The organism is Marixanthomonas sp. SCSIO 43207 (assembly GCF_019904255.1).
Lineage (GTDB): Bacteria > Bacteroidota > Bacteroidia > Flavobacteriales > Flavobacteriaceae > Marixanthomonas.
The window spans coordinates 950,721-962,545 of record NZ_CP063203.1 but is presented as its reverse complement, the minus strand read 5'-3'; the positions used below and the strand labels follow the sequence as shown (position 1 = coordinate 962,545).

General features: G+C 35.7%; 12 protein-coding genes. 5 read left to right on the top strand and 7 right to left on the bottom strand.

The features are described 5' to 3' along the window. The first annotated feature begins 46 nt into the window (after nucleotides 1-46). From INR76_RS04415 to INR76_RS04405, 3 genes are all read left to right on the top strand, one after another. Nucleotides 47-556, top strand: coding sequence for a CAP domain-containing protein (locus INR76_RS04415; RefSeq protein ID WP_223109449.1), 510 nt, complete (start codon nucleotides 47-49; stop codon nucleotides 554-556). A 60-nt stretch (nucleotides 557-616) separates the two neighbouring features. Further along, entirely contained in the window at nucleotides 617-1,153 is a 537-nt protein-coding gene (locus INR76_RS04410) for a 3-hydroxyanthranilate 3,4-dioxygenase (protein ID WP_223109448.1), read from the top strand. A gap of 149 nt (nucleotides 1,154-1,302) precedes the next feature. Next, nucleotides 1,303-2,856 carry an aldehyde dehydrogenase family protein gene (locus INR76_RS04405; RefSeq protein WP_223109447.1) on the top strand — a complete coding sequence of 518 codons (1,554 nt, stop codon included), beginning with the start codon at nucleotides 1,303-1,305 and terminating at the stop codon, nucleotides 2,854-2,856. 113 nt (nucleotides 2,857-2,969) lie between these two features. Here INR76_RS04405 and INR76_RS04400 read toward each other — a convergent pair whose 3' ends face one another. The 7 genes from INR76_RS04400 to INR76_RS04370 all read right to left on the bottom strand — a co-directional run bounded on the left by INR76_RS04400 (nucleotide 2,970) and on the right by INR76_RS04370 (nucleotide 10,095). Further along, entirely contained in the window at nucleotides 2,970-3,959 is a 990-nt protein-coding gene (locus INR76_RS04400; protein WP_223109446.1) for an acyl-ACP desaturase, read from the bottom strand. 116 nt (nucleotides 3,960-4,075) lie between these two features. Beyond that, complete coding sequence (locus INR76_RS04395; protein WP_223109445.1) at nucleotides 4,076-4,801, bottom strand: metallophosphoesterase family protein; 726 nt, start codon at nucleotides 4,799-4,801, stop codon at nucleotides 4,076-4,078. Further along, nucleotides 4,798-5,889 carry a DNA helicase PriA gene (locus INR76_RS04390; protein WP_223109444.1) on the bottom strand — a complete coding sequence of 364 codons (1,092 nt, stop codon included), beginning with the start codon at nucleotides 5,887-5,889 and terminating at the stop codon, nucleotides 4,798-4,800. The genes INR76_RS04395 and INR76_RS04390 overlap by 4 nt, the downstream gene beginning before the upstream one ends. Nucleotides 5,890-5,965: 76 nt before the next feature. Continuing rightward, complete coding sequence (locus INR76_RS04385) at nucleotides 5,966-7,105, bottom strand: SPFH domain-containing protein (protein ID WP_223109443.1); 1,140 nt, start codon at nucleotides 7,103-7,105, stop codon at nucleotides 5,966-5,968. Nucleotides 7,106-7,128: 23 nt separating this feature from the next. Then, nucleotides 7,129-8,148: a T9SS type A sorting domain-containing protein gene (locus tag INR76_RS04380; protein WP_223109442.1), complete on the bottom strand. Its 1,020-nt coding sequence runs from the start codon at nucleotides 8,146-8,148 to the stop codon at nucleotides 7,129-7,131. 35 nt (nucleotides 8,149-8,183) lie between these two features. Next, nucleotides 8,184-9,320 carry an ATP-binding protein gene (locus tag INR76_RS04375; protein WP_223109441.1) on the bottom strand — a complete coding sequence of 379 codons (1,137 nt, stop codon included), beginning with the start codon at nucleotides 9,318-9,320 and terminating at the stop codon, nucleotides 8,184-8,186. A gap of 19 nt (nucleotides 9,321-9,339) precedes the next feature. Next, on the bottom strand, nucleotides 9,340-10,095 hold the full coding sequence (locus INR76_RS04370) for an SDR family NAD(P)-dependent oxidoreductase (protein ID WP_223109964.1): 756 nt from the start codon (nucleotides 10,093-10,095) through the stop codon (nucleotides 9,340-9,342). 141 nt (nucleotides 10,096-10,236) lie between these two features. Here INR76_RS04370 and INR76_RS04365 point away from each other — a divergent pair, with 141 nt between their 5' ends. Both INR76_RS04365 and INR76_RS04360 read left to right on the top strand, forming a co-directional pair. Continuing rightward, nucleotides 10,237-10,644: a hypothetical protein gene (locus INR76_RS04365; RefSeq protein ID WP_223109440.1), complete on the top strand. Its 408-nt coding sequence runs from the start codon at nucleotides 10,237-10,239 to the stop codon at nucleotides 10,642-10,644. 173 nt (nucleotides 10,645-10,817) lie between these two features. Then, complete coding sequence (locus INR76_RS04360) at nucleotides 10,818-11,822, top strand: MoxR family ATPase (protein WP_223109439.1); 1,005 nt, start codon at nucleotides 10,818-10,820, stop codon at nucleotides 11,820-11,822. The last annotated feature ends 3 nt before the right edge of the window (nucleotides 11,823-11,825 follow it).

Here is an 11,825-nt window from a genome sequence, read left to right as displayed (position 1 = left end):
TATATTTGACTCAGCATCATGCCCCAAATTTGATGCCCCCGTACTTATGAATCTACTAAAAACTAGCCTACTGGCCATGGTACTAATCTGTACTGTGACATCATGTAGCAAAGAACAAGAACCAGTAGCCGAAGAAAACGCTACAAATCACGTAATTGACCTTAACCTTGCCAATGAAACCGATTGGGAAATGGCAAACGAGATTTTAAATCTTGTAAATGATCACAGAACTTCTCAAGGATTAAATGCCCTTCAAAAAGATCAACAATATGCATCTGCCTATGCTGTTGACCACACTTTTTACATGATTGACCTTGAAGAAATAAACCACGACTACTTTGAAGTAAGAAAAGAAGGTCTTAAAGATCGTGGAGCAAAAATTGTTGGCGAAAACGTAGCCTTTGGTTATCCAACCGCAGAGGAAGTAGTAAATGCTTGGTTAAATAGCCCTGGACACAGAGCAAATATTGAAGGCAACTACACGCATTCAGGTTTTGGTGTTATGCAAGCTCCAGATGGCAGATATTACTTCACCCAACTTTTTTACAAAAAATAATTCTCACTTTTTTCTTAATAGCATTTGCCGTATTTTTATAAAAACACTAAAAATACGGCTATGGCTATAAAAGAACCTTTCAATCTCACAAAATGGGTAGAAGAAAACCGTGAGCAATTAAAACCTCCCGTTGGCAATAAAAACTTATATAAAGACGCCGGTGACTATATAGTTATGATTGTAGCTGGTCCCAACGCCCGAAAAGATTATCATTTTAATGAAACCGAAGAGCTTTTCTATCAACTAGAAGGAACTATTGAAGTTCATGTGCAAGATGAAGGGAAAAAGAAAACGATGAAACTCGGGCCCGGTGATATGTACCTACACCCGGCAAATGTCCCTCATTCTCCAGTTAGACATGAAAATTCGATAGGCTTGGTTGTTGAACGCAAAAGAAAAGAGCTTAATGTTAAAGACGGTCTTCTATGGTTTTGTGATAATTGCAACAACAAATTATATGAAGTGTATTTTGAACTTGAAGATATTGAAAAAGACTTTCTGAAACATTTTAAGCATTTCTATAACTCAAAAGAATTACGCACTTGTGACAAGTGTGGTACAGTAATGGAGACCGATGAAAGGTTTACTTCAGATTAAAACCAAACACAGATTAACACAAAAATTAAGTTGTTAATAAAGAGTGTTTTAGACAATGCTTCATATACAATGCTATGAATTTCAAATTCTAACAATGATTGCGTACCTTCGCGTTCAATTATTTAGCAAACAAAAAAATTGTATAAAATATGTCATCAGTTGCCACAAGCTTCGGTATAGAAGAAGCAATGAAAGAACTAGGATTAAACGAAACAAATAACGGAACCTCAACCGGTAAAAATTGGTTTTCAAACGGAGAAGAAATAGCCTCTTACTCGCCTGTTGATGGAAAATTAATAGGTAAGGTTTCTGCCACTACAAAAGAAGATTACGAAAAAGTAATTACGACAGCAGAAAAAGCTTTTAAAGAATGGCGAACTATGCCTGCTCCACAACGCGGAGAAATTGTAAGAAAATTTAATGATGAATTGCGTCGTTTAAAAGAGCCTCTAGGAAAACTAGTTTCATATGAAATGGGAAAAAGTTACCAAGAAGGTCTTGGTGAGGTACAAGAAATGATTGACATCTGTGACTTTGCTGTAGGTCTTTCTAGACAATTACACGGTTTGACAATGCATAGTGAGCGTCCAGGTCACAGAATGTATGAGCAGTACCACCCACTAGGCGTAGTTGGTATTATCTCAGCATTTAACTTCCCGGTTGCAGTATGGAGCTGGAACACTGCTTTAGCTTGGGTTTGTGGTGATGCGTGTATTTGGAAAGGTTCTGAAAAAACTCCTTTAACATCTGTAGCTTGTCAAAATATTGCAGCACGTGTGTTTTCTGAAAATGGAGCTCCAGAAGGAATTTCTTGCCTAATTACCGGAGACTACACAGTAGGTGAAATGATGACAAAAGATGAACGCATTCCATTAATTTCTGCAACAGGTTCTACACGTATGGGTAAAATAGTTGCCAAAGAAGTTGCCGGCCGTTTAGGAAAAACGTTACTTGAACTTGGCGGAAACAATGCAATCATCGTAACTCCAGATGCCAATATTAAAAACACGGTTATAGGAGCTGTATTTGGTGCAGTGGGAACTTGTGGTCAACGTTGTACATCAACACGTCGTTTAATTGTTCACGAAGATGTTTATGATAAAGTAAAAAATGCAATTGTTGATGCGTATAAGCAAATCAAAATTGGAAATCCTTTAGATGAAAATAACCACGTAGGACCCCTTATTGATAAAGATGCAGTAAAAAATTACCAACACGCGCTAGAAAAAGTAGTTGAAGAAGGAGGAAAAGTACTAGTTGAAGGTGGTGTTCTTGAAGGTGAAGGATATGAAAGCGGTTGCTATGTAAAGCCAGCCATCGCTGAAGCTGAAAATCACTTTGAAATTGTACAACACGAAACATTTGCCCCAGTACTATATATTATGAAGTACAAAGGTGATGTAAGTAACGCACTTGAATTACAAAACGGTGTTCGTCAAGGGCTTTCTTCAGCAATTATGACCAATAACTTAAGAGAAGCAGAGCGTTTCCTTTCAGTTGAAGGTTCAGACTGTGGTATTGCAAACGTAAATATTGGTACTTCTGGTGCCGAAATTGGCGGTGCTTTTGGTGGTGAAAAAGAAACCGGAGGCGGAAGAGAATCTGGTAGTGATGCTTGGAAAGTTTACATGCGTAGACAAACCAACACTATCAATTATACTACTGAATTGCCATTGGCCCAAGGAATTAAGTTTGACTTATAAAACTATAATCCTGAAATGTTTTTTAATTAAATGAACAGTTTAGTATTAATAATAAAAAAGTCCGCTACATGTACTAGCGGACTTTTTGTTTTATAAAAATTTTAAATCTCGGTTTAAACTATTCCATTATTTTCTACCCATTTAAATTGAGTTTGATCTTGTGGCACTGCTATACGATTTGCAATACGTCGCATTCTATCAGGTAATTTCATTAAATAATCCCGTGCTCTTTCGGCTTCATCGGTTAAGGAGTTAAGTTTATCAATCTCCCAATAACTATTCAGCTTTTCCATAATGTCTATGTAATCAAAAGTGGTATAAACACCTAATCGCTGTGCAGCGTTTGAGAAGTTTTCAAAGGCAGATGCCAGTCCTTCTCCAGATTCACGTAAAAACTGGGCAGGCATGACAATTTTTTTCTTCATCATATCTTCAAACGCAAGTATCATTTCACTAGGATCGTATTCTAAGATTGTTTTTACAAACTCTCTATAGGCTAAATGGTGACGCATTTCATCTCCAGAAATGAGCTTACACATCTTGGCCAACATTTTATTGTTTTTCTTTCTCGCTAGTTGTCCTACGCGTTTATGCGAAATATTGGTTGCTAGTTCTTGAAAGCTTGTGTAAACAAAGTTTTTGTATGGGTCACGACCAGTACCAATATCAAAGCCATCATTAATCAAGTGATGTGTAGTAATTTCAATTTCGCGCATATTTACTCTCCCGCAGAGATATAAATACTTGTTTAAAGTGTCTCCATGGCGGTTTTCTTCACCCGTCCATTGGCGTATCCATTTTGACCACCCGTCTCTTCCGTGTTGATCTACACCTTCCATATCCATTAACCAAGATTCATATGTTGGTAAGGCTTCTTCAGTAACCATATCACCAACTAAAACCACCCAAAAATCGTACGGCAATTCTTTTGCCTCTTCTCTCATTTGAGTTAATTCTTCCATATAATTATCACTTTGAAGATTTGGCAATAAATCTGTAGGCTGCCAAATTTCTTCAACCGGAATTAGGTAGTTTTTTACGTAGTCATCAACCGATTTTTCAACGGTTTTCATAACTTCGAGACGTTTATTTTTGAGAATCATTGGGTATAGCAATTTATAATTCAGGGATTTTTACTGTTCTTTTCTGAAAAAAACAGCACATCATTTTATTAATTGTAAAGATACAAACCTAGAAATGAAACTATACTAAAAGCATCTTAATTTCTACCGGTTTCATTTGGGTATAATTTCCACACGGGGTCGCTTTGCCACACGTGTTTTGTGTCAACATCTAGCACAGAAACAGCTCCTTTAAAGGCAGCTCCTGTATCCACGTTCCAAACATTTGCAAAATGGGTTGGTTTTGAGTATCCTATTCGGGTTACAGGCGTGTGGCCTATATAAATTTCATCAAATAATTTGAGTCTTTTTGGGTATAAATCATTGTTTTTATCAATGGTTTTGTCAAGCGCACAAACCATTTCCCAAAGGGTGCGATCCCAATAGACCATATTTGGGTAGTATTCATTTTCAGGGCCGTGAAGATTGGTAAAACCTGCATGTAAAAAGAGCCTGTTTTTTTCATCAATGTAGAAATTACGTAAGTTTTCTAAAAAATTAATGTGTGCTTCTATTTCTGCTTTTGAAAATGACTCGTAGCTTATCCTACTAGATTCGCCACCGTGTTGTAACCAAGTTGGGTTTTTATCTCCTTTTTTTAGAAAATTATAAAGTATTTCGTCATGATTTCCACGAATAAAAACACAGGTATACGTTTCAGAAAAATTGATTAAAAAAGAGAGGGTTTGAGCACTTTCGCTCCATCCATCTACATAATCTCCAATAAAAATAAAACGATCATCAGGTTTTAAACTCATGCGCTCAAAAACTTGCTTTAATCCTCGCAAACCTCCGTGTATATCTCCTATTACATATGTTTTCATAAATTAGAAACTACACTTATTATTGCAATTACCAAAATAATAGCGAGAATAAAAAAGAATATTTTCCAAAACGAATACGGTCGTTTTCCAGATAGCGTTCCTGTTTGACCGTTTACAAAAAAATTATATCGTTTTCCTTTGTAAGAGTAGGCACTTACATACACAGGTAGTAGAATGTGCTTAAAGGTTTCTTCGGTTAGTTTCATAGCAAGTGAATAAACGCGTTGGGTGTCACCTCCTATATCACGGCGCACCCACACATCGGCAATTTGCTCAGCTTCTTCAGTAGCGTCTAAGTGACCATCCTTGAGCGGAATGGTATACTTTTCGGTTACAAATCCTGCTAAAAAACCACTGTTGAATGGTTGTAATGCTTTTAAATTCCAATGTGCTATTTTCTTCGGAATCATGCCTTTTCGCTGGTTTGAAGCCTTAATTAAAGTATCATCTACAAAGCCCGAGACACTACCTGAAGCAGGATACCAGCGCGTACGTCTTTCTCTTACAGTACGTCTATTTTTACCACTTCCCACTGTTTTTGTCACATAATAATACTCTCCTCGTTGTCCAGAATAATCTGCATACAACTGTGCGTCAAAGGTCCAATATGGTAAATACAACCCTTTTGTGTTTTGAGGGTCAATTGCTGCTTTTTTTAAATCATTGGGGGCAAACCAGAGTTTTTTTACCCATTTTTTAAATATGATGTGCGCCTCTTTTTGATCTATTTGAAACGGGAGTACCGCTCCAGGTAAAATCCAAGATTCCTTTTTGGCGTCTTCAATAATTAATGGTGATCCACAATATACACAGTGTAATGATTTGTAGTTTTCTTCAATGTGTTGTTCTGCTCCACAACTTTTACATTGCAACATAGTGATTTCTTCACTATGTGATTGACTTCCCAATTTTTCAAGGTATGGTTTTAGCTCAAGTTCTTCAAAAGTGGTTTCAGAAGATTTAATTTCTTGGGTATACCCGCAATAATCACATTCTAGTGTTGTTGTTCCCGGCGCATAATGTAGTTCTGCTCCGCAATTGGCGCAGGATTTTTTTAATTCTGCTTTTTGTTGTTTAGGCTGTTGCATGTTTATAGGCAACAAAAGGGTATTTCAAAATTATGAATTACCTTTTTGAGCCAGTTTTTATACTAATTATTACAGATTAACTTGGGATTGGTGGTGGTGTGTTTCCGCCCAGAAAGACTTTTAATTCTTCTATTTCTTGTAAGGGTGTCCAGTTTTGCATGCCTTGTTTCCAAATAAGGGAATCTTTATTCACGGTCCTTCCTGCGAATAGCGTGCGTAATTGTTCAAAACCTACGGGGCCTCTTTGTTGTCCATCAACTGCATAATAATATTGAACAGGTTGTGGCATAGGTGGCGGCATAGATGCAGCTTGATGCTGAGTTTGTTGAACGTGTTGTTGACCGCCCATTTGAGGTGACATGGTATTACCCATTTGTTGTGCTAGTACAAAGCCCATTCCCATTCCCATTCCGGCGCCGGCAGTTCCGCCTTCATTTGCGGCAGCGGTTTCAATTGCTTTTGCTGTCTTGAATTTTGTCAACTTATCCAAATCTAATTTATCAATGCGGCTATACTCAAAGATTTCTTTCTTTAAGTCTTCTGGCATGGACACGTTTTCAATAAAGAATTTTTCCAGCCCAATCCCTACGCTGTCAAATTCCGGCTGCATGACCTCTTTGCATGTTTCAGAAAGTTCTGTAGTATTGGCGGCGTATAATTCAATGGGCAAATTGGCTTCGCCAACTGTATCGGTAAACCGTGTTGCTATCAGGCTTTTTAAATGCTCGTTGATTTCAAAATTGGTAAAATTATTGTCTGTACCAACTATATCTTTTATAAACTTTCCAGGGTCATTTATTTTAAAAGCATATGTGCCAAAAGCTCTTATTTCAACCAAACCAAATCGTTCATTATTTAAAGTAATTGGATTTTTGGTACCCCATTTTTCATCAGTAAATAAATGTGTGTTTACAAAGTACACTTCGGCTTTAAAAGGGCTGTCAAAACCGTATTTCCATCCTTTTAAAGTAGTTAAAATAGGAAGGTTTTGAGTGTTTAGGGTGTACGTGCCGGGTTTAAAAACATCTGCTAATTGTCCTTCGTTTACAAAGACAGCGGTTTGCCCTTCTCGTACAATTAATTTTGCATTGTTTTTTATTTCATTTTGATACCGTTCAAAACGGTGACAGATGGTATCATCTGTATAATCCAGCCACTCGATGATATCTATAAATTCGTGACTCAGTTTTTCCTTAATTTTGTCGAATATGCCCATTTTTTTGGTTTTTAGGTTTTGACTTACTTTTTTATGAATCTCTTGATAGATCGTTCTTTGCCTTTTGTTTCAATGGATATAAAATACATTCCTGAAACAAAGGTTGAAACATTTATTTTTTCAGGAGTATTTTTAAATTGTTTTAGCACCCTCCCTTGAGTAGAATATATTTTTATTGAAGCTTTATTTAAAGGTAAACCTTTTAGATATAAATAGTCTGTCGCTGGGTTTGGATAGATTGAATATGAAAGAGGGTTAAAGTTTGTGGTGTTTAATTGTATATCTACCTGTGAACAATCTTCAGAGATTACGGTTTCCCAATTTTTGTCAGAAGTACAACCGCCATACCAACAATCTCCAGTATATAATGAAAACAATAATGTATCGTCATTTAAAAAAATATTGCCAGAGCGCACTTCTTCTCCATCAATTTCAAAAGGTATGCCTGTATAATTGTAAGGTGTTTTAGCAGTTCCTACTTCAGCATAATCAACACCAGTTATTGCTTCAAATTCATCTAATAGTGCATAGGGGTTTAAAAATGATATGTCTGAGTGTATGGTAATATCATAAACCGCAGGTTCAGGTGGGAAAGGCGGATCAATAATTGCTACGTCGGTAATATTAAATTGATAGTCTTCTATGAGCATATCTAATTCAGGAACATTTGATACTCCAGTATCTATAAAATCAATAACCCAAGGGGTGCTTTCGGGAACAGTTATTATAATTTCTTCAAAAACAACCATATTTGGAAAATGTGTATTTGCATGAATAGAAAGCTTATTAAATAACGAATCTGCCGTTTCATTGTCTGCTGCAAGTTCATAGACTGCGGAAAGTTTTCCTAAATACGGAATGGTTTTATTGGCATCTAAAATAGGAACATCGTAATCAGGATGGTTTGGATTGTCCACAAAATCTCTGAAAACCATAATCCAAGCATCTTCAAGATAATTGTCTTGGATATATTGATTTACTTCGCATTGAGAAAAACCAATGGTAGTAAACATTAAAAATAGAAAAAGTAGTAATCGTCTCATTGTGTATGAACCAGTTAGATATAAAAATAGTAAAATTAATTATACCGCACCTTTCGTAAAATGCGTATAGATTCTTTATACGCTTTGTAAACAATTCCATTTACTTGTTTTAAATAAGGTTTTGCGTCTAGCAATTTTTCTTTAGCATTTTTAAAATCATTTAAATAACAGATTAAATAGGTTTCAGGAAGGTTTTGTAAGTCTTTTTCTTCTGAAGGGGTTAAACGCGCATTTTTTTTCAGTTTTTTTACAATAGCATTATTGGCATTGTAAATATGATGCAAGGTCTTTTTGTTGAAACGTGGCGGTTCAAAAACCATTTTTGAATCTATTTGATACGAACCATTTTCTTTAAAAGTAATCACTACTTCTTCTAATGGATAATATTTTTGGTTATTGTTTAACCCAAGACTTACATATTCTAGTGTTTTAAAATAATTTTCTGTTACTTCAATTGTAACCTCATCTAAGGCTGAATAAAACAGTTTTACTTGTTCATTAATCAATTCAATATCTACTCGTGAGTAATAGGTTTCGTCCTTGATATGTTTTGTGTTTCCGGCCCAACAGACAACAAATTGTTCTTTAAATACTTTATAGTGTGACTCCATCTCATCGTGACGATTGTTCATAAAGTCAATCACACCATCTAGCGTATGCTGTATGTTGTTTTTTGCTCGATTTTCTATGGATTTTACAATTTCAGAATTGACATCTTTTATTTCAATATCAAAATCTTTGGGCATAGATATACTGCCGTCACGTAGAAATATGCTACCGCCCCAGTACTTCCATATATTTTTACGAAGTGACGTTATTTCGCCTGTTGGTCTAATGGTAACCAACCCAACAACCTTATCTGCCGGTAAATGTGGAAACATTACATTTTCATAGCTTATTAAAGGAGGATTGGTTAAATATGCATTTACCAAGTTTTGAAGTTTGCTGTCATCAAAAAAATCAACGCCGCGTATTTCATTGGTTTCATCTTCAACGCCAACTACAATGAACGAATTGTTTTTTGGGTTGCTGTTGCTCAGTGCACAGATATGTTTTAAAAATTTTGCTTTACCTTCTTTGCTGCCTAGATCTATTTTTCGCTTTTTATCATAAAAACTGCTCTCATCGTTATGTGCGAGTAAGTTTTTGATAAGAAGTCGTTTGTTAATCATATCCAGTTTATACCTAGGTTTAATTTTTATTTACAATGGTACTTGAGGCTTGATCAAGGCACATAACTGTTAAATCTGAAATATTTACGTGAGGAGGTCTTGTTACCGCAAACCAAACTATATCTGCAATGTCTTCTGGCTGTAATGGCGTGTATCCTTGATAAACCTTGTCGGCTTTTTCAGTATCACCTTTAAATCGTACTTCGCTAAATTCAGTTTCTACCAAACCCGGATTAATAGCACCCACTTTTATACCTTTTCCGTTAAGGTCTAACCGCATTCCTTCATTTATAGCGTCTACAGCATGTTTACTTGCGCAGTATACATTACCCGAAGGATATACTTCTTTCCCGGCAGTTGAGCCAATATTAATGATGTGACCCGATTGTCTTTTAATCATCTGGGGTAAAACAGCTTTGCTTACATACAATAAGCCTTTAACGTTTATGTCAATCATTGCATCCCAATCATCGGTATTGCCGTTTTCAATGGAGTCTTTTCCGTGGGCGTTACCGGCGTTATTGATTAATATATCAATAGTTGAAAAGGACTTTGGTAGATTATGGATTGTATCCTGAACATGTGCTTTTTCTCTAACGTCAAAATTTAAAGTATGTACTTGAGTGTGTTTTGACAGCTCTTCTTGAAGTAAATCTAAACGATTTTGTCTTCTTCCGCAGAGAATTAACCGAACTTGATTATGTGCAAATTTTTCAGCAATTGCGCGACCTATACCAGAGGTAGCTCCAGTAATTAAAGCAGTTTTGGTGTTCATCATTTTGTTTTCATTAAAAATAGAACATCTATTGCTTTTATTAAAGTTAAGATCCGGTTAATTGTCAAGTTAATGATTGTTAATTACTTCTTTTATGGTCTTTTGTCTGTGTAGTTTAGTGGTAACCAAAACAAATAAACTATGAAATCTTATATAAAATCAATCACATTATTAACCGCAATTATCTTATTTGTAAGTTGTAGTAGTAACAATACAGTTTTTAACGGCGATAATGGTTCTAACGACTCTGAAACTTCTCAAGCTGTTTCTGAAAAGAATTCGGAAACTGAAAAAACCGACGGTGCTATTATGGGAAGTGTAATTGCTCCTAATTCTGAAATATCAATTGTAGCGTCAAATTCTGAAGAAAAAATTACAGGAACTACAAATGACGTTGGCGAATTTTTTATCACTGGATTTTCTGAAGGAACGTATACTGTAAAGATTAAAACAGAGGAGAACAATAATCCAGAACAAGTATTTGAAGACGTTACCGTAAAAATTGGTGAAGTTACCGCACTTGGAACAATTACTGTAGCCTCAAACTAATACATTATTTTAAAACACTTTAACAGCACTGTAACTTAACTTTAAGAAACAGTGCTTTTTTTTGTTCGTCTATTAAGTGCAAATTTTTAACCCTTTGTTAACAGCGTTTCTAGCAATAAATCTTGAATTTGCGTGGTTGTAAAAATGAATCTACTATATTGAAATTTTAAAGCATGGATCAATCAGATACTGCCTTGGATATTGGCGCATTAAATGAAAAAATTGAAAAGGAAAGTGCATTTGTGAATATCCTTTCCATGGAAATGAACAAAGTAATCGTAGGCCAAAAACACATGGTTGAACGGTTGCTTATCGGGTTACTAGGTCAAGGACATATTTTACTTGAAGGTGTTCCTGGTCTTGCAAAAACTCTGGCTATTAACACACTTTCAAAAGCTGTTCACGGTACCTTTAGCCGTATACAATTTACTCCAGATTTACTTCCTGCAGATGTAATAGGAACCATGATTTATAATATGAAGGTGAATGACTTCAGTATTAAAAAGGGTCCTATTTTTGCAAATTTTGTTTTAGCAGATGAGATAAATAGAGCACCTGCCAAGGTACAATCTGCTTTACTAGAAGCCATGCAAGAAAAGCAAGTTACTATTGGAGAAGAAACATTTGCGCTAGACAAGCCGTTTTTGGTAATGGCAACCCAAAACCCTATTGAACAAGAAGGAACTTACCCATTGCCAGAAGCACAGGTAGACCGTTTTATGCTAAAAACTGTTATTGATTATCCAAAAATTGCCGAAGAGCAACTCATCATTCGTCAAAACTTAAAAGGCGCTTATGAAAAGGTAAATCAAGTTGTTACAATTGATCAAATTTTACGCGCTCAACAAGCCGTTAGAGAAGTCTATATGGATGAAAAAATTGAGCAGTATATTCTAGATATTATTTTTGCTACCAGAAATCCTGAAAATTATAAACTATCAGACTTAAAGCCTCTTATTGGTTTTGGTGCTTCACCTCGTGGTAGTATTAACTTGGCAGTTGCTTCAAAATGTTATGCGTTTATTAAACAACGTGGTTACGTAATTCCAGAAGATGTGCGAGCTGTAGTTCACGATGTGCTGCGTCATCGTATTGGTGTAACTTATGAAGCTGAAGCTGAAAATATTACTTCGGAAGAGATTATCAATAAAATTATCAATGTAATTGAAGTGCCGTAATGG